The following is an 18,788-nucleotide window of genomic DNA, read 5'->3' as shown; positions in this document are numbered from 1 at the left end:
AGCGCAATTAAAGAAAAGTAACCGGATAAAAATTTAGGAGTCGCTAAATGAGCAAAGAAACTGCTGACGCATTGATCGTCGGCATCGGTCTGATTTATTTTGCATCGGCATTAGTTTGGATCACTGTCGCATTGCATATGGCCTATACCAAGATGGACATGATGCTAGATCTTTATAAAAACTGTAAGGCCATCATGGTTCGAGCACCTCTCAGACACGGTGGCCCATGGGGAAATCTAATGCTCATAGGAGGTATTTCTGGAATTGTAACCTTCCCAAACTTTTATCTAAAAAGAGGAGAGTTAAGTTTAGAAGATTTGAAAAACACTCCGACTAGCTTGAAGCGTAAACTGGCCATTTTGCAGTGGAGCGCATGGGGTCTTTTATTAGTAATGTCGGGATTCGCGATCATAGCTATATTCGACCTTGCTTGAACATACGATTGGGTCTGCGCGGGCTTAGCAATCCCGACTGGAGGAACGGCAACTCTCGCATGCGGCCTGATAGTAGTCGGGACAGGTTCTTTTGCAGGTGGGTTTTTAGGTGGAATAGGGGAGAAGCATTAGGCGAATTAATATATGAGAATACAAATGGACAGCATTGAAATAGGTATCGATTATTCATCCGGGGTGGTGATTATCGCGATGTTTATTTGGATCGTCGTAATGCTACATGTGGCATACACAAAAATGGATTTTATTCTGGATCATTTGAAAAACTGCTCAGCCATCACGGTTCGTACTCCGCTCAGGCACGGTGGTCCGTGGGGGAACTTGATGCTTGTAGGAGGAATTTCAGGAATTATCACGTCCCCCGGATTCTATCTCAAAAGGGGCGAACTAAGCCCAGAAGACTTGCAAGCCTTCCCTCGCTTACTAAAACGTAAGTTAATAATTATGCACTGGAGCGCACTGGGGCTTTTCGCAGCACTAATTTCACTTGTATTGATCGGAAATTCCGGACTGTTCTATTGATCGGCGAGCCCACTCCGGCAGAAAAAAAAATCTACGAGACCATTAAATGAGCATAAGCACCGCTGACAAAATATTTCTTTGTGTTGGTTTAATCGACTTTGGAGGCACATTCATAATAATTGGCATATCACTTCACCTCGCCTATACAAAAATGGACGTGATGTTGAATCACCTGCAAAACTGCCCAGCGGTTATGATTCGGGCACCTTTCAGAAACGGTGGGCCTTGGGGAAATATGTTTTTACTGGGCGCCATAATGGGCGTGATGACTACACCTCGGCTCTACCTACGCGATGGAGGTGCCTGCGCTGAAGACCTAGAGAACTTTCCTGCCGACCTTAAGCGAAAGCTGGTTATTTTGCAGTGGACAGGTTGGGGGTTGTTACTTGTGATGGTCGGCCTTGCCGCCGTTGCCGAACTTGAGCTTGTCTGAAAAAAAATCGCTGTCGCGAGAGAACCTTTTGCAGGCGAATCAAACCCGCCGCTTCAGTGTATCCGACGGCAACTCCCCAAACTGCTTACGGTAGTTATCGGAAAACCGTCCCAAATGCAGAAATCCATAATCCATCGCCACTTCCGTGACATTACGCACGTTGCACGTCGGGTCACTCAGGCAGGCGTTGATGCGCTCAAGGCGTTTTTGCCGGATGTAGTTTTTCGGTGTGGTGCCGGCGTTGCGTTCGAACAATCCATACAGCGACCGCAGACTCATCCGCGCCTGGCGCGCCAGTTCTTCGCTGTCGATGTCCTGTTTGAGGTGGCCCGCGATGTAGTCAGCAATCACCTCGAACGTGGCCGTCTGTGAGCCGAGACTGATCCGGCTGACGTTGGTCTTCATCAGGCTGAGCATCTTGCTGACGATGATCTGCGCGTAGTGCTCCTGCACCTTGGGAATCTGCTCGGTGGCCTCGGCTTCCTGGCAAATCATCGCCAGCAGAGCGACAAAGCCTTCCAGTTCATTGAGCTGATAACGGTTCTCCAGAAACCGCACGCCCTGCCCCGGATACCGCCAGCGCTGTTCATCGCATACGGATTCCAGCAACTGGGTGGGGACTTTGAGGATGAATTTTTCGCAATCGTCGGAATACGTCAGGTCCACCGGATCATTGGGATTGATCAGCAGCAACTCGCCGGGTGCGAAGTAGTGTTCCTGGCCATGGCCGCGCCACAGGCAGTTGCCACGCAGCAGCACTTGCAAGTGATAGATGCTTTCCAGCGCGCCCGACGTGACGCGCACGCTGCCGCCGTAACTGATGCGGCACAGGTCGAGGCTGGCAAACTTGCGGTGATTGAGGCTGGCCAACGGTCGCCCGGCCCGGGGCATCAGAATGCAATGGTTACCGACATGCTGATTGACGTACCCCGACACCGCGTAAGGGTCGGCGTGGTCGAATACGGTGCTGCGCTGACTCAACAGTTGCGCTTGCATCATCGGGTCACTCTCATTGTTGTTATAGGTTGCGTCGGGCTCATTCTAAGGCAGTACTTGCAGCAGTGTGTCAGTGTACTGACCTGTGGAATATTCTGACCTCTTCGCGAGCAAGCCCGCTCCCACATTCAACCGCGTTCACCCTGAAGAAATCCGGTCAAATGTGGGAGCGGCGGTGCGACGATTCGACTTGCTCGCGAAAGCGGACTGTCAGTCCTCTAGTGCGCGGACCCGTTCGTGGCGTTGTTGCTCGTCGGGTTGCGCGGAGGTCTGCAAGGTGAAATCGAAGTCGATTTCGGCAAAACGACCGCTGACACCGTGCGCCGCTGCGCGCTGTGGATCGTCGCTGAAGGTGATTTTGGCAATCAGCTCGTCACGGGTGGCATAGGCGAAATCGTCGTGCAGGTATTGATCGCCATCGAGGTTGATCTGGGTGGTCAGGTGACGATGATCCGGCGCGGAGATGAAGAAGTGAATGTGCGCCGGCCGTTGACCATGACGGCCCAGTTGATCGAGCAGTTGCTGGGTCGGACCGTCCGGCGGGCAGCCATAGCCCGACGGCACGATGCTGCGAAAGCGATAACGACCCTCGGCATCGGTGACGATACGGCGACGCAGGTTGAATTCCGATTGAGCGGTATCGAAGTAGGAGTAAGTGCCGCCGGTGTTGGCGTGCCAGACATCCACCACCGCACCGGCCAACGGTTCGCCGGCGGTGTTCTTGACCTGGCCCTGCATGAACAGCACCACACCCGGATCGATGCCGTCATCCAGTCGCGCTTCGCCTTCCGACAGCGGCGCACCCGCCACGTACAGCGGGCCTTCGATGGTCCGCGGTGTGCCGCCAGCCTTGCCGGCCTGTTCATCTTCAGCGTCCATCAACAGATCGAGATAATGTTCGAGACCGAGCCCGGCCACCACCAACCCGGCCTCTTGACGCGCACCCAGCACGTTGAGGTAGTTGACGGCTTTCCAGAACTCTTCCGGGGTCACGGCCAGGTCTTCGATGATGTTCACCGAATCACGCAGGATGCGGTAGACCAAGGCCTTGACCCGCGGGTCGCCGGCGTCGTTGTGCAGACCGCTGGCCTCTTCGAGAAACTTTTGGACGCTGGCAGTGTGGGAAATTTTAACGTTCATTTTGGTGGGTTCCTCATCTTGTAATTATTAGCGTAGCGAACTGAACAGGCTGGGTTCAGCGGTCATCCTCGCGAATGGAAGAAGGATGCCGGCACATCGCCTCGACCTCGATCGCCATGTACGGAAACAGTGGCAATTGCATGAGCAGGTCGTGCAGTTCCTGCACGCTGTCGACGTCGAAAACGCTGTAATTGGCATAGTGCCCGGCGATGCGCCACAGGTGACGCCACTTGCCTTGCTCTTGCAGGCGCTGGGCCAGGGCTTTTTCGTCAGCCTTCAGCTTCGCGGCTGCTTCGGGATTCATATCGACCGGCAGGTTCACGGTCATTTTTACGTGGAACAGCATGATGCTCTCCTCAGGCTTGATAAATGGCAGTGGACGTTTTGTCTCGACGGAAGAACGCCAGACGTTCTTCATCGAGGTTCAGGCCCAGCCCCGGTGTTTTCGGCACGTGCAGCTCAAAATCGCGATAGACCAGCGGCTCGCTGAGAATGTCTTCAGTCAGCAGCAATGGACCGAACAACTCGGTATCCCACGCCAGCTTATTCAGCGTGACAAAAGCATGGGCCGAGGCCAGGGTGCCGATGCCACCTTCGAGCATGGTGCCGCCATACAGGCCGATACCGGCCGCTTCGGCAATCGCAGCGGTTCGCAACACGGCGCGCGGGCCGCCGTTCTTGGCGATTTTCAGGGCGAACACCGAGGCTGCACCTTCACGAGCCAGGTTGAACGCATCCTCCACGCATTCGATGGATTCGTCGGCCATGATCGGCGCCGGGCTCATGGCATTCAGGCGCGCCATGCCGGAGCGGTTGTTGCGCGAGATCGGCTGTTCGATCAGGTCGATACCGTTGGTTCCCAGGATCCGGCAGGCGCGCAACGCGACCGCTTCATCCCAGGCCTGATTGACATCGACCCGCACACTGGCGCGGTCGCCCAAGGCTTTCTTGATTGCAATGACGTGGGCCAGGTCGCGGTTGACTTCACCGGCACCGATTTTCAGTTTGAAGATCCGATGGCGGCGCAGGTCGAGCATTTTTTCCGCTTCGGCGATGTCCTTGCCGGTGTCGCCACTGGCCAGGGTCCACGCCACTGGCAGGGCATCGCGAACGCGGCCGCCCAGCAACTCGCTGACCGGCAGCCCAAGGCGTTTGCCCTGAGCGTCGAGCAAAGCGGTTTCGATACCTGATTTAGCGAACGTGTTGCCCCGGATGCTGCGCTCCAGGCGCAACATCGCGGCATTCACGTTGGCGCTGTCCTGGCCCAGCAGCAGCGGCGCGAAGTGTTTGTCGATGTTGGTCTTGATGCTGTCAGGGCTTTCGTTGCCGTAGGCCAGGCCACCGATGGTGGTGGATTCGCCAATACCTTCAATGCCGTCGGCACAGCGCACGCGAATGATCACCAGGGTCTGGTTCTGCATGGTGTGCATCGCCAGCTTGTGCGGGCGGATGGTCGGCAGATCGACGATGATCGTCTCGATCGATTCAATGGCTGTTGCAAGCATGTCGATACCTGTCAGGTTCTTAAAGTTCTGGAACCGATTCTGGTACGGCTTTTTTCGGGAAGCCAATATAGAATTGGTCTGACTTGATACCTTTAAGGTATGCAACCGACTTGCGACTGGAGGCCCCATGGAACTGCGTCACCTGCGGTATTTTCAGGTGTTGGCTCAAACCCTCAATTTCACCCGTGCCGCCGAACTGCTGCACATCGCCCAGCCGCCACTGAGCCGGCAGATGCAGCAATTGGAGGATGAACTCGGGGTGTTGTTGCTGGAACGCGGGCGGCCGCTGAAGCTGACCGATGCCGGACGGTTTTTCCATGAGCACTCCACCGCCCTGCTCGAGCAATTGAGCAAGGTGTGCGACAACACGCGACGGATCGGTCTGGGCGAAAAGACCTGGCTGGGCATCGGTTTTGCCCCGTCGACGCTCTACGGCGTGCTGCCGGAGCTGATTCGCCGTTTGCGCAGCGGCGAGCCCCTGGAGCTTGAACTGGGGCTCTCGGAAATGACCACGCTGCAACAAGTGCAGGCGCTCAAGGCCGGGCGTATCGATATCGGTTTCGGCCGAATTCGCATCGACGACCCGGCGATCATCCAGACTGTATTGACCGAAGACCGACTGGTCGCCGCCCTCCCCGCCGGTCACCCATTACTGGCCGGGCCGATCAGCCTTCGCGAATTGGCGAAAGAACCCTTCGTGCTGTACCCCGGCAACCCGCGCCCGAGCTACGCCGACCATGTGATCGCGTTGTTCGAGTCCTATGGCGTGAGCATCCATGTGGCGCAATGGACCAACGAGCTGCAAACAGCCATCGGTCTGGTGGGAGCGGGAATCGGCGTCACCCTGGTGCCGGCCTCGGTGCAGTTGCTGCACCGCGACGACATTGGTTTCACGCCGTTGCTGGAAGACAACGCGACCTCGCCGATCATTCTCAGCAGACGCGTGGGCGACGTATCGCCGGGGTTGAATCATTGCTTGCAGATGATTGATGAACTGCAACCGCGGGCCTGATCCGCAATGTGACCTGCTTCAGCCGGCAAAGGCCCGGCGACCAGCGCGCATCTCGATGCGCAACTCGCCTATCAGATTGGCGATAGCGCGAATGCTGGTCAGCCGTTCGGGTGATACACCGGTAATCAACAGAACAATGCGCCCGGTGGCGGGTTCGTAGACTTTGATCCGTAACGTTCCGTCGGGATTCACTGTGCAGGCGCAGGAAAGCGGTTGAAAACCGGACTCGACAATGCGGCAAAGCTCAGGAACTGAAACCATGACTGGAGCCTCCGTGGCTGGTAATCGGATCCAACTTGCTCAGCATAGATGGGCTTTTCCCATCCTGCGCCTGCCAATGCTCAAAATAAGTGTTAGCTGTTTCTCACTTTGGCGACCTTTCAGTGAGAATCCGCACCCCAGATCCAATTCCAGAGCCCCGGTAACTCAACCGGCTGTGAACTGTCGCGTACGGTACGCGCCATGGCGGCCCGTTGCAGCGCTGCCGTGTCGTCGTAAAACGGCTTTTCTGCGGTTTTCACACCGGTCGCCTGTGCGCTGTCGAGAAGGATTTGCAGGTACTCCCGCGTATGCCGGGCGGTATAGCGATTGAGATCGTGGAACGTCACCACCACCGGAATCACCCCGTCCACCACCGGTAACTCGCCACGGGCGATGCGCTCACGCACTTCGGACATTGTGCGCAAGAAGTGGGCCCGCCGCCGGGGGCTGGCGTTGAAGCCCCAGATCTTGCCGTCATTGGCGCTCAGGTCGGTCAGCAGCACATGCAGACCGTGTTGCTGATAGGCCGCGAAGGTGCGCTTGTCGTAGTTCCAGAATGGCGGGCGCACCAAGGTCGGTGGCTCGCCAGTGATCGCAGCGATGTCGGCGCTGCCGTTGGCGAGGGACTGTTCCAGTTCTTGCGGATCCAGGGATCGATGATTGGTGTGCCCGGGCGTGGCCGTGTGGAAGCCCAGGATCTGACCTTCGACCTGTTCGCGGTGCATGACCTGGCGCCCTATTTCACTGCCGCCCGCTCGTGAGGCGCGGGTCTGCACGAAGAACACCGCCTTGAGGTTCGGCTGCACCGGGTTCGTCGCCAGACTGTCGAGCACCGTCATCGTCGGATTCCAGAAACTCGAGGCGCTGGGACCGTCGTCGAAGGTCAGCAGAAAACGGATCGGTGCTTGCGCGCTCAGACGCTGTTCGGTCTGCGGCGTCATTTCGATGGGAGAAGCGATGCACCCCACCAGCCCCGTGGCGATGATGAGTGCAGAGAGAACCTTGACCAGCCGTTTCATGTTTTGCCCATTTATCCTTCGTCGGCCCCGCAGGTCGCTGCGGGCCGAGGTTGGATCAGGGTACACAGGGTTTGGTTCCAGTGCTGCCCGGCATCGTGGGTTACTGGGCAAACGCCTGCTGAAACGAGCTGTCGATCATCGGCGCAGTCGCCAACGCGGCCGGCAGCGCTTTTACCTTGAACAGGAAGTCCGCAGTGCTTTGCAGATCCTTTGCTGCCTGCGCATCCACCGGGCCAACGGTCATGTGGGCCTGGCGCAACCAATGGCGAGAAACGTTCTGGTCAAGGTTGGCTCTCTTCGCCCAGAGATCGGCGTACTCGTCGGTGTGGTTGTCGACCCAGGCCCGGGCCTTTTTCAGGCGCACCAGAAAGTCGGCAATGGCTTCGCGTTTGCTGTCGATCGACGGCGTCGAGGCCGCGATGGCGCTCAGGCCGGGCATCAGGTTCTTGGCGGTGAGGATCGGCCGGGCGCCGGAGAACAGAATCTGCTGGGAGATGTAAGGTTCCCAGACCGGGAATGCGTCGATGCTGCCCTGCGGCAACGCGGCGGCGGCATCGATCGGCATCAGTTTGATGAAGTCGACATAGTCTTCCGGCAGGTCGGCTTTTTCCAGGGCGCGCAGGGTCAGTTGCTGGCTCCAGGCACCGGGCCAATAAGCGACTTTCTTACCCTTCAGATCGGCGATGGTTTTGACCGGCGAATCCTTGGGCACCAGTAAGGCGATGGTGTTGGGGTTCTGTCGCGACACGCCGATCAGTTTCACCGGCGCCTGTTTGGCGGCGAGGAACAGAAAACCCGAATCGCCGAGAAAACCCAGATCCAGCGCACCGGTATTCAGCGCTTCAGCCAGCGGCGCGGCGGCCTGGAAGTGCTTCCAGTCGACGGTATACGGCGCGTCTTTCAGCACGCCCGATGCCTCCACCGAAGCGCGAACGTTGTAGTAGTTCTGATCACCGACATGCAAAACAACGGGCTCGGCGGCGTACGCCAATGGGGCGGCGAACAGTGCGCTGGTCAGCAGACTACGCACGAATCGGGACAGGTTCATCGGAGGCTCCTTGAGGGTCATTGCGATAGACCATAACGCTCTTACAAGAAGCTTTTGAAATTCGATTAATGCATAAGCTCATGACCCGCAGCGAACAGTGTTTGCCTGGTAACAGGGACTGAACAGACTGTTTCCTCCTGAACAGAGATCTGAGCAACGCTTCAAGCAGGGCATCAGCCTATGTACGGGCGCCTGTCGCAGATAACTGAACGAACCCCTATCCCGACTGCGATCGTCAAATCGCCGCACACGCCAACCTCGAAACTGCGCGCATCAAAGCGCAGCAATTGGGTATTACGCACATTCGCTGGAATGAAGCGATCTGATTTAATAAGCGTCCAATGAAAAAGCCCCGCTTTGATAGCGCGGGGCTTTTTGTATGTGCAGCGCGGTCAAGGTTTCAGCGGACGTTCCTGGTCGCGATCTGACAGCTCTTTACCGTCGTCGGGGTGCTTCCAGTCCGGCGTCGAACGCCGTTGCCGCTCAATCTCTTCTTCCGTGGGTTCGTCATCCACATCTTCATCCGGGTACGGACGCTTTGGATCATTAGCCATGCTCACCTCTCTTCCTGTAGGGGTCCTCTTTAAGCGTAGAACAATTTCAACGGGAACGACTTAGAGCCACCAACGCAGCAAAAAGAAGAACCCCATGCTCAACAACATGCTGAGCAACGTATTACGGGTGTAAAGCACCAGCCCCACCGCCACCAGCGAACTGATCAGGTACGGGTTATCCCACTGCAGATTCAGCTGCTTGTCCGGCATGAACACGATCGGCCCACAGATCGCCGTCAACATGCCCGGCACCGCAAACCCCAGGAACTGCCGCGCATTGCTGCTCAAGCGCACGGGCAGCCGCGGCTCCAGAAACACATAACGGTTGAGGAATACCAATAGCCCCATGCCGACAATCACCGCCCAGACCATCATGTGCGTCCACCGTAGAATTTGTTGCAGATAAAGCCTGCGGTCATGCCCGCCAACCCCGACAGCACCAGCGCCGAGCCCCATTGCCAATAGCTGAACAGCACCGAACAGAACAACGAGACCGCCACGCACACCACGGTCGGCACGTTCCGCACCACCGGAGTGATCAGGGCGATAAACGTCGCCGCAATGGAGAAGTCCAGTCCCAGATGTTCCAGCCCCGGAATGCTGCTGCCCAGCACGATGCCGGCCAGGGTGAAGAGGTTCCAGGCGATGTAGAACGTCAGGCCGACACCCAACGCGTACCAGCGGTTGAACTGTTGTTTGTCATGCGCACTGGTCAGGGCGAACAGCTCGTCGGTGAGCAAAAAACCGAGACCCACACGCCAGCGCCCCGGCAAAGGCGAAATCACCGAACGCATGCTCATCCCGTAGAGCAAATGCTGGGAGGTCAGCAGCAGCGTGGTCAGCAGAATCGAAAAGATCCCCGCACCGCCCTTGAGCATGCCGATCGCCACCAGTTGCGCGGCTCCGGCGAATACGATGCTCGACAACCCCTGGCCTTGCAGGGGCGTGAGATTGGCCTCGATGGCCATGGAACCGGCCAGAAGTCCCCAGGGCGCGGTCGCCAGGGACAACGGCATGATCGCCACAGCGCCGCGAAGAAAGGCATTGCGCGGCATGAGTGAATTGGACATAACGCTCTACAACCAGGGAAAGACCTCAGACTGTGCCAGCAGTCGCGGCCGCTGGCTTGAACAATCTTGCGCACTTGTGCCGCGAACTTATGCCGCGAACTTGTTCCATTCATCGGCTGCACGCTTGATTCACTACAGTAGTAGCAACATGATGGCGCAGTTTTTTCATCTTTGAGATCCGGCCCCCCTCATGAGCTCAATCGAAAGCGACAGCGACAGCGACGTCTACAAAACCCTGCTTGAGTCGACCAAAGCAATCCCATGGCGGATCGACTGGAAGACCATGACTTTCAGCTACATCGGTCCGCAGATCGAGCGCTTGCTTGGCTGGAAGCAGGACAGTTGGGTGGGGGTCAATGACTGGGTCGAGCGCATGCACCCGGATGATCGCGACTACGTGGTGGAGTTCTGCGTTTCGCAATCGCGGGCGGGGGTGGATCACGAGGCAGACTATCGGGCGCTGACCCGCGACGGCGAATACGTGTGGATTCGCGATGTGGTGCACGTGGTGCGCAAGGACGGTGAAGTGGAAGCGCTGGTGGGTTTCATGTTCGACATCAGCGAGCGCAAGAAAACCGAAGAACACTTGAGTCGCCTGCAAAAGCAACTCGAAGAATATTCGTTCCAGGACGGACTGACCGGCATCGCCAACCGGCGCATGTTCGACACCGTACTGGAACGGGAATGGAGCAACGCTCAACGCACGGGATCACCGTTGTCGCTGCTGATTCTGGATATTGATTACTTCAAACAGTTCAACGACCACTACGGGCACATCAAGGGTGATGAATGCTTGCGGCGTGTCGCTCAGACCTTGTCCCTGGCGGCCAACCGGCCACGGGATTTCATCGCGCGGATCGGCGGTGAAGAGTTCGTCTGGCTGCTGCCGGAAACCGACGCCGAATCCGCAAGGCTGGTGGCAAATAAATGCCTGCACCTGGTTCGCCAGCAGCACATCCCCCACGAGTTTTCTGCGGTATCGAAGCGGCTGAGCCTGAGCCTGGGTGTCGGCACCACCACGGCATCGCTGCACGCGACGGCGCTGGAATTCGTCGAGCAGGTGGACAAGTTGCTCTACAAGGCCAAGCACAACGGCAGGATGCGTGCGGAGCTCGCTGATTTTCGCGATTGACGAAAGGCGTGTCGCAGCGCCGAACAGCAGCAATCGATAGAGCACCAGCGGCCCGCCCGAGTACCATGGAGCCATTCGCATAACGCGTCAGGGAGTCGACATGCTTTACCGAATCGCCGCCGACGGGCTGGTCCTGTTCCACCTGTTGTTCATTCTGTTCGTGCTGTTCGGCGGGCTGCTGGTGCTCAAATGGCGCCCCCTGATCTGGTGGCACCTGCCTGCGGCTGTGTGGGGCGTGTCGGTGGAAGTCTTCCACCTGAACTGCCCGCTGACACAGTGGGAAAACCTCATGCGCGACGCGGCCGGGCAAACCGGTTACAGCGGCGGTTTCATCGAACATTACGTGTGGCCGGTCATTTACCCGGCAGGCCTGACGCCGGCAATTCAGCTGGGACTGGGCAGCGTGGTGCTGGCGATCAACGTGCTGGTCTACTTTAGATTGATCAGGCTGTGGAAGTTACGTCGGGCCACCTGAACCCGATTCAAGGATTGCGCCCATGTTAACGATTGAAGGTCTCACCTGGCTGGAAGCCATCCGGGCAGTTGGCAGCCTTGTTTGAATTCAATTGGCAATGACGCTCATGTTCCGGCCACTGGCCTTGGCCACGTAGAGCGCCTTGTCGGCGGCGCCCACCAGGTCGTTGGGCTGGGCTTGTGACGCCGGATTGTAAGCGGCGACCCCCAGGCTGACCGTCACCGTACCTTCAGCCCCTTCACTGTGTAGGATGCCGGCCTGCTGAACCGCGCGACGGATTTTTTCCGCCACCAGAAACGCTCCCACGTAGTCGGTCCCCGGCAGTACCACCGCAAACTCTTCGCCGCCATAGCGGGCAGCCAGGTCGCCGGGGCGCTTGATGTTGTCCCTGATGATCGTGCTGATGTTGCGTAAACACTCATCGCCGGCCACATGGCCGTAAAGATCATTGAAGCTTTTGAAGTGATCGACATCGATCATCAGCAGCGCGAGGTGGGTCTGGTTGCGCCTGGCGCGGCCCATTTCGGCGAGGATAAACAGATCGAACTGACGCCGGTTGGACAGCCCGGTCAGTGCGTCCTCCAGCGCCAGCAACTCAAGACTGCGGTTGACCTCGATGAGTTTTTCCTGCGCATCCAGCAATACGCCTTGCACGTGATTTTGCTGCTTCATGAGGCGAATGAGGCGATAACCGAGGACGCCCAGGAACCCCAGGAATAACGAGACGATCCCGGCACTGCGCAGTGCCTCCTCACGCCAGCCTGCCAGGACTTCTTCTTTATCCAACGCTGCAAAGATGATCAGAGGATAACCGGCGACCCTTCGAAACCCGACCACACGCTCGACCCCATCCACATAGGACGGGACCGTTGCCGTGCCTGAATCACCCTTGGGCAACAGTTGCGTAAACAGCGGTCCCTTGGCGACGCTGGTGCCGATGTCCGCTTCTTTGAATGGCCGGCGAACGACGATAGTGGCGTCGTCGGCGATCAGGTTGATCACGCCGTTACTGCCCATATCGATGCTGTTGTAGAGCACCAGGAAGTGGTTGAGATAGATCGTGGCCAGCGCCACGCCGGCAAAGCTGCCATCCGGATGATTGATACGGCGGGAAACCGTCATGATCCATTCGCCGCTCGAACGGCTCTTGATCGACGGGCCAATGTGAGGTCCACGATCGGGATGATCGCGATGGAAGATGAAATATTCGCGGTCGGCATTGTTTGCATTGGGCACGACGGCGCCATTGGAATTGGCGACCCAGTCACCTTTTTCGTCATAAACGAACAAGCCATGGAGCTGGCTCAACTCGCTGCGCTGGACCCTGAGCAATCGCTCCAGCTCAGGCAGCCGGGCCTGGTCGATGCCGTCGTTTTCGAGGCGATCCACCACGGTAAACAGCAGCGTGTCGGCCTGCTTGATCGACGCCTGTGCCTGCGAGGCCAACGTCTGCGCCAGGTTGGACATCACCACTTCCGTGTCATGCAGATGGTACTGGCGCGAGTTCCAGGCTTCCCAAATCACGATAGCCGTCATGGACAGGCACACCGCGACCAGCAGAATCACCGCTGAGCGAACCTTGAGTGTGGCCCCGGTTTGCTCGGCGACCCAAGGCACGCCATGGCGGGATTGTTCAATTCGATTGTTAACGGACGGATGACCCATGACGCTCCCTGAATATTGATCACAGGGCGAATCTTCCCGTTCGCCCTTTTTATGACCCCTGACGGGTATGAGCCGCCTGGTGGCAGGCGACTATGCCTCATCAAACACCCGATAGGTGATTTGCGCGAGACTAATCTCACCTCCGGCTCGCCCAGGCTGCGGTTCAGCGTTTGTCGTTACTTGAGGCTTCCCGACAGAAACTGCTGCAACCGCTCGCTTTCAGGCTTATCCAGAACAGTAGACGGTGCCCCTTGTTCTTCAACCCGCCCCTGATGCAAAAACATCACATGGTTCGACACCTGCCGGGCAAACGCCATTTCATGGGTGACCACCACCATCGTCCGGCCCGAAATGGCTTAGCTGATCGGCATCAGGTTTCTGCCCACAGGTCTTATCGAGGCGTCTGCTTCACAGCCTCGATCCAGGCCGGATTCAATTGCATCTGATCAGTCCCGATGCCCAGCGCTTCCATCCGCGCCTTGTGCTGATCCATCTCGCGGGTCAATTGGCTGTGATCACTGGAGTTGCCGTCCAGCTCGTGCATCTGGCTCAAGCCCAGATGGTAGAAACGCAGCAGCTTCATGGCCGTCGGATCCTCCTTCTCCACCGCCGCCGTCACCTGATGCATAACGTTGGTGATGCTCATCAGGCTGCGCTTGAGCCGCCAACCGTAAACCGCCGGGGCCATCCATGGCTGGGTCCAGAACATGCCGCGCATCAGCGCTGCCATCAGCAGCACCGACACAAACACGCCGCCGACGTTAAATCGCAGATTGTCGCCACCGGGTTCGCCGAACAGCGCCACCGCCGTGGTGGACAACACCATCGCCAGGGCCAGGAAAATCAAGGCTATGATTATCGTGCTGCGTCGCGTCTGGCTTCGATAGCGTTCGGGGTTCTGCGGCTGGATTTCGAACATCGCGACGGGGTTCCTTCAGGGCATGGGTAAAAAGACTGCGGGGCATTATCGCCTCTGCAGGGGATTTAGCTATGCTGGGGCTCCTTTTCATCTTTTCATCGTCAAACGGGGAAATGGCGATACAGCGCAGTTCGTGCCATCTTCTTTCATGGATACATACTATTCGGATGCCATTTGCCTGTATGAATGGCATCGTTTTAAGGATCATTGAATGACCCAACGACAAGTAATCAATGCCTCGGTCAGCCCAAAAGGCAGCCTGGAAACCCTTTCTCAACGTGAAGTACAGCAACTGAGCGAAGCCGGATCCGGCAGCACCTACACCTTGTTCCGCCAGTGCGCCCTGGCCATCCTCAATACCGGCGCCCATGTCGATAACGCCAAAACCATCCTCGAAGCCTACAAGGACTTCGAAATCCGCATTCACCAGCAGGACCGCGGCGTACGCCTGGAACTGCTGAACGCCCCGGCCGACGCCTTCGTCGATGGCGAAATGATCGCCAGCACCCGGGAAATGCTCTTCAGCGCCCTGCGCGACATCGTCTACACCGAAAACGAACTCGACGCCCAACGCATCGACCTGAGCACCTCCCAGGGCATCAGCGACTACGTGTTCCACCTGCTGCGCAACGCCCGCACCCTGCGCCCCGGCGTAGAGCCGAAGATCGTGGTGTGCTGGGGCGGCCACTCGATCAACACCGAAGAATACAAATACACCAAGAAAGTCGGCCACGAACTGGGCCTGCGCAGCCTCGACATCTGCACCGGTTGCGGTCCTGGCGTGATGAAAGGTCCGATGAAAGGCGCGACCATCGCCCACGCCAAACAGCGAATCCACGGCGGCCGCTACCTCGGCCTGACCGAGCCGGGCATCATCGCCGCCGAAGCGCCCAACCCGATCGTCAACGAACTGGTGATCCTGCCGGACATCGAAAAACGTCTGGAAGCCTTCGTCCGCGTCGGCCACGGCATCATCATTTTCCCGGGCGGCGCCGGCACGGCCGAAGAGTTCCTGTACCTGCTCGGCATCCTGATGCACCCGGACAACGCAGGCCTGCCCTTCCCGGTGGTCCTCACCGGACCGAAACATGCCGCGCCGTATCTGGAGCAACTGGATGCGTTTGTCGGCGCCACTTTGGGTGAAGCTGCGAAGCAACACTACGAGATCATCATCGACGACCCGGCTGAAGTCGCGCGTCAAATGACTGAAGGTCTGAAAGCGGTCAAACAGTTCCGCCGCGAGCGCAATGACGCGTTCCATTTCAACTGGCTGCTGAAGATCGACGAAGGCTTCCAGCGCCCGTTCGATCCAACCCACGAAAACATGGCCAACCTGAAACTGAGCCGCAACCTGCCGGCCCACGAACTGGCCGCCAACCTGCGCCGCGCGTTCTCCGGCATCGTCGCCGGCAACGTCAAGGACAAGGGCATCCGCCTGATCGAAGAGCACGGGCCGTACCAGATCCGTGGCGACGCGGCGGTGATGCAACCGCTGGATCAACTGCTAAAGGCCTTCGTTGCCCAACACCGGATGAAACTGCCGGGTGGCGCGGCGTATGTACCGTGTTATCAAGTGGTCGCGTAGCAGGCCATCCCCCCCTGTGGGAGCGGGCTTGCTCCGGGCGGCGTTCCGACGAAGGCGGTGTGTCAGTCACTATGAATGTCGACTGACACACCCCCTTCGCGAGCAAGCCCGCTCCCACATTTAGAGGTGATCGGCGTCGATCACTGCCTTGGCAAAGGCCTGCGGATCTTCCTGCGGCAAGTTGTGGCCGATGCCGCCGTTGATGAGTCGGTACTCATATTTGCCAGTGAAACGCTTGGCATAATCCTCGGCAGCCGGATGTGGCGCCCCGTTGGCATCACCTTCCATGGTGATGGTCGGCACCGTAATCACCGGGGCCTTGGCCAGCCGCTGCTCCAGCGCTTCATATTGAGGTTCGCCCTGAATCATGCCCAACCGCCAGCGATAGTTGAAGATCGTAATAGCCACATGATCGGGGTTGTCCAGAGCCACCGCGCTGCGGTCGAAAGTCGCGTCGTCGAACGTCCATTTCGGGGAGGCCAGCTCCCAGATCAACCTGGCGAAGTCGTGGCGATTTTTTTCGTATCCGGCCTGGCCACGTTCGGTAGCGAAGTAGAACTGGTACCACCATTGCAGCTCGGCCTTGGGCGGCAACGGATTCTTGCCGGCGGCCTGATTGCCGATGAGGTAGCCGCTCACCGAAACCAGCGCCTCCACCCGCTCCGGCCAGAGCGCCGAAACGATGTCCGCCGAGCGCGCGCCCCAGTCGTAGCCACCGAGCACCGCCTTCTTGATCTTGAGCGCATCCATAAAGTCGATGACGTCACTGGCTAACGCGGCGGGCTGGCCGTTGCGAACCGTCTTGTCAGACAGGAAATGTGTGTCGCCGTAGCCCCGTGCATACGGGATCAGTACCCGGTAACCCTTGGCCGCCAACAAGGGCGCCACTTCGCTATAGCTGTGAATGTCGTAGGGCCAACCGTGCAGAAGAATCACCACCGGACCATCGGCGGGGCCGACTTCGGCGTAGGCCACGTTCAGCAACCCAGCGTTGACATGCTTCAGAGGGCCGAAGGCGTCCGCCTTGAGAGTGCCGGCGCTGGCCACCACTGGCTCTGGCGTCGTGGTTTGCGCATTGGCAGCACCAAGGGCACCTAACTGCATCAGCGCGAAAGCGAGGACCGATGGGCCAAAGAAACGACGACGTGAGTCGTTTTTTTTGCTCAACACATTCATCTTCATGGTGATTTCCCTGGAAGTCATTGACCTGGTGTTCTGGACGTCGTGAGTCAGCCATCGCGGGTTGATGAGCAGACTGCGCGTTCATCGGTTTTGATAGCGATCAGCGTAGTGGAAAGATCAGCTACCCTGATTGCCGCACTCTGCGAATTTGCTGTAATCGAGGACTTTCTGCGTGCCGCTGGAATCGAGATAGGTCAGGCGGGCATCGACAATGCCGCAATGGCCGTCGCCGTTGTCGACGACGGAAACCACTTTCTTGATATCCAGGTGGGTGCCGTGAGAAGTTGTCTGCGACGGCGCTTGAACATCGGCATGGGCCGAAAACGCTGCAACGTTCAGGACCGCGAAGAAGCTGGCGGCAATCAGTGTGTTCCAGTTCATGGTGATTTCCTCAGGGTTGCAATGGGCAGTGGTTGTGAGGCAAGTCGTCTTGTCTCGGTGGAACCCATTTAATCGGCCCGAGGTATCTGCCATGTGTCGTAGAACCGGAATTAATAAGGCGTAAGGTGTCTGCGGGGGCACCCGATACAGTGCGATACAAAGCGAACAACAAGAGGCTTGAGCGATGGAACATTTGAACCACATCCTGATCGTCGACGACGACCGGGAGATTCGCGAGCTGGTCGGCAATTACCTGAAAAAGAACGGGCTGCGCACCACCGTCGTCGCCGATGGCCGGCAAATGCGCAGCTTTCTCGAAGCCAATCAGGTGGACCTGATCGTGCTGGACATCATGATGCCCGGCGATGACGGCCTGCTGCTGTGCCGCGAATTGCGCTCGGGCAAACACAAAGCCACACCGATCCTGATGCTCACCGCACGTAACGACGAAACCGATCGCATCCTCGGCCTGGAAATGGGTGCCGACGACTACCTGACCAAACCCTTCGCCGCCCGCGAACTGTTGGCGCGGATCAATGCCGTGTTGCGCCGTACGCGGATGCTGCCGCCCAACCTGCTGATCACCGAAACGGGCCGATTGCTGGGTTTCGGTCGCTGGCGCCTGGACACCACCGCCCGGCACTTGCTCGACGAAGACGGCACGATGGTGGCCCTCAGTGGCGCCGAATACCGTCTGCTGCGGGTGTTCCTCGATCACCCGCAACGGGTGCTCAGCCGTGACCAGTTGCTCAACCTGACCCAGGGTCGCGACGCCGACCTGTTCGACCGCTCGATTGATTTGCTGGTGAGCCGTCTGCGCCAGCGATTGATGGATGACTCACGGGACTCGACCTACATCAAAACCGTGCGCAGCGAAGGCTACGTGTTCTCCTACCCGGTGGAATTGCTCGGCGCAGAATCATGAAGCGCTTCCCCAGCAGCACCTGAGGAGACTTTTTCATAGGGTTTTGTATCCGTCTGTATAAGAACCCGCGACAGATACGCAGACACCGATTTCGGCTTGTTCGAGCACACATCACCGATACACCCGAGCGTTTAACTGTGATCACCGGATAGCAGCCGCTACCGACCCACTCAAACTAAACGCACGGAGAATTACCCATGTTCAACTTCTCGAAAGTCTCGTCCCTGGCACTCGGTCTGGCACTGGTTGGTGGGCTCGGCCTGTCGAGCCTGGCGTCGGCCCACACCGGCCATGCTGCGTCCCCTGGCCAGGTTCAACAACTGTTGGTGGAAGGCGGCTCCGATCGTCTGATCGAGAATCGCGTGGCCGAAGGCGGTGCCGACCGTCTGCAAGAACTGCGCGAACGTGTGGCATCGGTCAGCCCGAGCAATGCCCTGCGCGGTGGTGTGGTTGTCGCGGAAAACCGCCCTGAGTTCGGTTCGAAGTATCAGCGGTATTGATCAGCGCCGTTT

23 protein-coding genes and 1 pseudogene are annotated in these 18,788 nt (G+C 58.2%); 9 read left to right on the top strand and 15 right to left on the bottom strand.

Features of this window, described 5'->3' with window-relative positions:
- Nucleotides 1-47 precede the first annotated feature (47 nt).
- From DFS28_RS26775 to DFS28_RS26765, 3 genes are all read left to right on the top strand, one after another.
- Nucleotides 48-434 (top strand): hypothetical protein, encoded by a 387-nt coding sequence (locus tag DFS28_RS26775; RefSeq protein WP_111452167.1) that lies wholly within the window; start codon nucleotides 48-50, stop codon nucleotides 432-434.
- A gap of 156 nt (nucleotides 435-590) precedes the next feature.
- Complete coding sequence (locus DFS28_RS26770; protein WP_111452166.1) at nucleotides 591-974, top strand: hypothetical protein; 384 nt, start codon at nucleotides 591-593, stop codon at nucleotides 972-974.
- 46 nt (nucleotides 975-1,020) lie between these two features.
- On the top strand, nucleotides 1,021-1,407 hold the full coding sequence (locus tag DFS28_RS26765; protein ID WP_111452165.1) for a hypothetical protein: 387 nt from the start codon (nucleotides 1,021-1,023) through the stop codon (nucleotides 1,405-1,407).
- A gap of 39 nt (nucleotides 1,408-1,446) precedes the next feature.
- Here the strand turns inward: DFS28_RS26765 and DFS28_RS26760 are convergent, their stop codons facing one another.
- From DFS28_RS26760 to DFS28_RS26745, 4 genes are all read right to left on the bottom strand, one after another.
- The gene (locus DFS28_RS26760; RefSeq protein WP_111452164.1) at nucleotides 1,447-2,406 is read right to left on the bottom strand and encodes an AraC family transcriptional regulator; all 960 of its coding nucleotides are present in this window, start codon (nucleotides 2,404-2,406) and stop codon (nucleotides 1,447-1,449) included.
- Nucleotides 2,407-2,613: 207 nt separating this feature from the next.
- The gene (catA, locus tag DFS28_RS26755; RefSeq protein ID WP_111452163.1) at nucleotides 2,614-3,543 is read right to left on the bottom strand and encodes a catechol 1,2-dioxygenase; all 930 of its coding nucleotides are present in this window, start codon (nucleotides 3,541-3,543) and stop codon (nucleotides 2,614-2,616) included.
- Nucleotides 3,544-3,598: 55 nt separating this feature from the next.
- On the bottom strand, nucleotides 3,599-3,889 hold the full coding sequence (gene catC, locus DFS28_RS26750; RefSeq protein ID WP_111452162.1) for a muconolactone Delta-isomerase: 291 nt from the start codon (nucleotides 3,887-3,889) through the stop codon (nucleotides 3,599-3,601).
- A 10-nt stretch (nucleotides 3,890-3,899) separates the two neighbouring features.
- Nucleotides 3,900-5,048 (bottom strand): muconate cycloisomerase family protein, encoded by a 1,149-nt coding sequence (locus tag DFS28_RS26745; RefSeq protein WP_111452161.1) that lies wholly within the window; start codon nucleotides 5,046-5,048, stop codon nucleotides 3,900-3,902.
- A gap of 127 nt (nucleotides 5,049-5,175) precedes the next feature.
- Here DFS28_RS26745 and DFS28_RS26740 point away from each other — a divergent pair, with 127 nt between their 5' ends.
- A complete protein-coding gene (locus DFS28_RS26740; protein ID WP_008154539.1) occupies nucleotides 5,176-6,060 on the top strand; it encodes a LysR family transcriptional regulator in 885 nt (294 codons plus the stop codon).
- Nucleotides 6,061-6,078: 18 nt separating this feature from the next.
- Here DFS28_RS26740 and DFS28_RS26735 read toward each other — a convergent pair whose 3' ends face one another.
- The 6 genes from DFS28_RS26735 to DFS28_RS26715 form a co-directional block, all read right to left on the bottom strand.
- Nucleotides 6,079-6,321 carry a DUF1652 domain-containing protein gene (locus tag DFS28_RS26735; RefSeq protein ID WP_111452160.1) on the bottom strand — a complete coding sequence of 81 codons (243 nt, stop codon included), beginning with the start codon at nucleotides 6,319-6,321 and terminating at the stop codon, nucleotides 6,079-6,081.
- Nucleotides 6,322-6,440: 119 nt separating this feature from the next.
- The gene (locus DFS28_RS26730) at nucleotides 6,441-7,340 is read right to left on the bottom strand and encodes a polysaccharide deacetylase family protein (RefSeq protein WP_111452159.1); all 900 of its coding nucleotides are present in this window, start codon (nucleotides 7,338-7,340) and stop codon (nucleotides 6,441-6,443) included.
- 100 nt (nucleotides 7,341-7,440) lie between these two features.
- Nucleotides 7,441-8,388 (bottom strand): ABC transporter substrate-binding protein, encoded by a 948-nt coding sequence (locus DFS28_RS26725; RefSeq protein WP_111452158.1) that lies wholly within the window; start codon nucleotides 8,386-8,388, stop codon nucleotides 7,441-7,443.
- Nucleotides 8,389-8,780: 392 nt separating this feature from the next.
- Nucleotides 8,781-8,942 (bottom strand): hypothetical protein, encoded by a 162-nt coding sequence (locus DFS28_RS30655; protein WP_008157331.1) that lies wholly within the window; start codon nucleotides 8,940-8,942, stop codon nucleotides 8,781-8,783.
- A gap of 60 nt (nucleotides 8,943-9,002) precedes the next feature.
- Entirely contained in the window at nucleotides 9,003-9,314 is a 312-nt protein-coding gene (locus DFS28_RS26720) for an AzlD domain-containing protein (protein WP_165934021.1), read from the bottom strand.
- Nucleotides 9,314-10,012 (bottom strand): AzlC family ABC transporter permease, encoded by a 699-nt coding sequence (locus DFS28_RS26715; protein ID WP_111452156.1) that lies wholly within the window; start codon nucleotides 10,010-10,012, stop codon nucleotides 9,314-9,316. The genes DFS28_RS26720 and DFS28_RS26715 overlap by 1 nt, the downstream gene beginning before the upstream one ends.
- A gap of 190 nt (nucleotides 10,013-10,202) precedes the next feature.
- On the opposite strand from DFS28_RS26715, the gene DFS28_RS26710 reads away from it, so the two are divergent.
- On the top strand, nucleotides 10,203-11,144 hold the full coding sequence (locus tag DFS28_RS26710; RefSeq protein ID WP_111452154.1) for a sensor domain-containing diguanylate cyclase: 942 nt from the start codon (nucleotides 10,203-10,205) through the stop codon (nucleotides 11,142-11,144).
- A 100-nt stretch (nucleotides 11,145-11,244) separates the two neighbouring features.
- Complete coding sequence (locus DFS28_RS26705; protein ID WP_111452152.1) at nucleotides 11,245-11,619, top strand: DUF2784 domain-containing protein; 375 nt, start codon at nucleotides 11,245-11,247, stop codon at nucleotides 11,617-11,619.
- An 87-nt stretch (nucleotides 11,620-11,706) separates the two neighbouring features.
- Here the strand turns inward: DFS28_RS26705 and DFS28_RS26700 are convergent, their stop codons facing one another.
- The 3 genes and pseudogenes from DFS28_RS26700 to DFS28_RS26690 all read right to left on the bottom strand — a co-directional run bounded on the left by DFS28_RS26700 (nucleotide 11,707) and on the right by DFS28_RS26690 (nucleotide 14,203).
- Nucleotides 11,707-13,284, bottom strand: a complete 1,578-nt coding sequence (locus tag DFS28_RS26700) for a sensor domain-containing diguanylate cyclase (protein WP_111452150.1) — start codon at nucleotides 13,282-13,284, stop codon at nucleotides 11,707-11,709.
- A gap of 176 nt (nucleotides 13,285-13,460) precedes the next feature.
- A pseudogene (locus DFS28_RS26695) lies at nucleotides 13,461-13,640 on the bottom strand (histidine/lysine/arginine/ornithine ABC transporter ATP-binding protein); the annotation flags it as partial.
- Nucleotides 13,641-13,675: 35 nt separating this feature from the next.
- Nucleotides 13,676-14,203, bottom strand: a complete 528-nt coding sequence (locus DFS28_RS26690) for a DUF3087 domain-containing protein (RefSeq protein WP_111452149.1) — start codon at nucleotides 14,201-14,203, stop codon at nucleotides 13,676-13,678.
- 211 nt (nucleotides 14,204-14,414) lie between these two features.
- Between DFS28_RS26690 and ppnN the strand changes: the two genes are divergently transcribed.
- Nucleotides 14,415-15,788 (top strand): nucleotide 5'-monophosphate nucleosidase PpnN, encoded by a 1,374-nt coding sequence (gene ppnN / locus DFS28_RS26685; RefSeq protein ID WP_111452147.1) that lies wholly within the window; start codon nucleotides 14,415-14,417, stop codon nucleotides 15,786-15,788.
- 120 nt (nucleotides 15,789-15,908) lie between these two features.
- Here ppnN and DFS28_RS26680 read toward each other — a convergent pair whose 3' ends face one another.
- Nucleotides 15,909-16,970, bottom strand: a complete 1,062-nt coding sequence (locus tag DFS28_RS26680) for an alpha/beta fold hydrolase (protein ID WP_111452146.1) — start codon at nucleotides 16,968-16,970, stop codon at nucleotides 15,909-15,911.
- Nucleotides 16,971-17,087: 117 nt separating this feature from the next.
- Nucleotides 17,088-17,351: a DUF2790 domain-containing protein gene (locus tag DFS28_RS26675; RefSeq protein WP_111452144.1), complete on the bottom strand. Its 264-nt coding sequence runs from the start codon at nucleotides 17,349-17,351 to the stop codon at nucleotides 17,088-17,090.
- 184 nt (nucleotides 17,352-17,535) lie between these two features.
- On the opposite strand from DFS28_RS26675, the gene DFS28_RS26670 reads away from it, so the two are divergent.
- A complete protein-coding gene (locus DFS28_RS26670; protein WP_111452143.1) occupies nucleotides 17,536-18,276 on the top strand; it encodes a response regulator in 741 nt (246 codons plus the stop codon).
- 197 nt (nucleotides 18,277-18,473) lie between these two features.
- Entirely contained in the window at nucleotides 18,474-18,776 is a 303-nt protein-coding gene (locus DFS28_RS26665; protein ID WP_111452142.1) for a phage infection protein, read from the top strand.
- Nucleotides 18,777-18,788 lie beyond the last annotated feature (12 nt).

Origin of the sequence: Pseudomonas sp. 478 (genome assembly GCF_003254125.1) — a bacterium.
In the GTDB taxonomy this organism is placed as follows: domain Bacteria; phylum Pseudomonadota; class Gammaproteobacteria; order Pseudomonadales; family Pseudomonadaceae; genus Aquipseudomonas.
Note: the sequence above shows the minus strand (reverse complement) of the source record. Positions and strands in the feature narration are given on the sequence as shown.

What these genes read in the sequence shown, in the direction of transcription:
- DFS28_RS26775 (WP_111452167.1), top strand. Translation starts at nt 48, where the DNA reads ATGAGCAAAGAAACTGCTGACGCATTGATCGTCGGCATCGGTCTGATT.
- ppnN (WP_111452147.1), top strand. Translation starts at nt 14,415, where the DNA reads ATGACCCAACGACAAGTAATCAATGCCTCGGTCAGCCCAAAAGGCAGC.
- DFS28_RS26680 (WP_111452146.1), bottom strand. Translation starts at nt 16,970, where the DNA reads ATGAAGATGAATGTGTTGAGCAAAAAAAACGACTCACGTCGTCGTTTC.
- DFS28_RS26730 (WP_111452159.1), bottom strand. Translation starts at nt 7,340, where the DNA reads ATGAAACGGCTGGTCAAGGTTCTCTCTGCACTCATCATCGCCACGGGG.
- DFS28_RS30655 (WP_008157331.1), bottom strand. Translation starts at nt 8,942, where the DNA reads ATGGCTAATGATCCAAAGCGTCCGTACCCGGATGAAGATGTGGATGAC.
- DFS28_RS26675 (WP_111452144.1), bottom strand. Translation starts at nt 17,351, where the DNA reads ATGAACTGGAACACACTGATTGCCGCCAGCTTCTTCGCGGTCCTGAAC.
- DFS28_RS26760 (WP_111452164.1), bottom strand. Translation starts at nt 2,406, where the DNA reads ATGATGCAAGCGCAACTGTTGAGTCAGCGCAGCACCGTATTCGACCAC.
- DFS28_RS26725 (WP_111452158.1), bottom strand. Translation starts at nt 8,388, where the DNA reads ATGAACCTGTCCCGATTCGTGCGTAGTCTGCTGACCAGCGCACTGTTC.
- DFS28_RS26700 (WP_111452150.1), bottom strand. Translation starts at nt 13,284, where the DNA reads ATGGGTCATCCGTCCGTTAACAATCGAATTGAACAATCCCGCCATGGC.
- DFS28_RS26745 (WP_111452161.1), bottom strand. Translation starts at nt 5,048, where the DNA reads ATGCTTGCAACAGCCATTGAATCGATCGAGACGATCATCGTCGATCTG.
- DFS28_RS26740 (WP_008154539.1), top strand. Translation starts at nt 5,176, where the DNA reads ATGGAACTGCGTCACCTGCGGTATTTTCAGGTGTTGGCTCAAACCCTC.
- DFS28_RS26670 (WP_111452143.1), top strand. Translation starts at nt 17,536, where the DNA reads ATGGAACATTTGAACCACATCCTGATCGTCGACGACGACCGGGAGATT.
- DFS28_RS26690 (WP_111452149.1), bottom strand. Translation starts at nt 14,203, where the DNA reads ATGTTCGAAATCCAGCCGCAGAACCCCGAACGCTATCGAAGCCAGACG.
- DFS28_RS26705 (WP_111452152.1), top strand. Translation starts at nt 11,245, where the DNA reads ATGCTTTACCGAATCGCCGCCGACGGGCTGGTCCTGTTCCACCTGTTG.
- DFS28_RS26710 (WP_111452154.1), top strand. Translation starts at nt 10,203, where the DNA reads ATGAGCTCAATCGAAAGCGACAGCGACAGCGACGTCTACAAAACCCTG.
- DFS28_RS26665 (WP_111452142.1), top strand. Translation starts at nt 18,474, where the DNA reads ATGTTCAACTTCTCGAAAGTCTCGTCCCTGGCACTCGGTCTGGCACTG.
- DFS28_RS26715 (WP_111452156.1), bottom strand. Translation starts at nt 10,012, where the DNA reads ATGTCCAATTCACTCATGCCGCGCAATGCCTTTCTTCGCGGCGCTGTG.
- DFS28_RS26770 (WP_111452166.1), top strand. Translation starts at nt 591, where the DNA reads ATGGACAGCATTGAAATAGGTATCGATTATTCATCCGGGGTGGTGATT.
- DFS28_RS26735 (WP_111452160.1), bottom strand. Translation starts at nt 6,321, where the DNA reads ATGGTTTCAGTTCCTGAGCTTTGCCGCATTGTCGAGTCCGGTTTTCAA.
- catC (WP_111452162.1), bottom strand. Translation starts at nt 3,889, where the DNA reads ATGCTGTTCCACGTAAAAATGACCGTGAACCTGCCGGTCGATATGAAT.
- DFS28_RS26765 (WP_111452165.1), top strand. Translation starts at nt 1,021, where the DNA reads ATGAGCATAAGCACCGCTGACAAAATATTTCTTTGTGTTGGTTTAATC.
- DFS28_RS26720 (WP_165934021.1), bottom strand. Translation starts at nt 9,314, where the DNA reads ATGGTCTGGGCGGTGATTGTCGGCATGGGGCTATTGGTATTCCTCAAC.
- catA (WP_111452163.1), bottom strand. Translation starts at nt 3,543, where the DNA reads ATGAACGTTAAAATTTCCCACACTGCCAGCGTCCAAAAGTTTCTCGAA.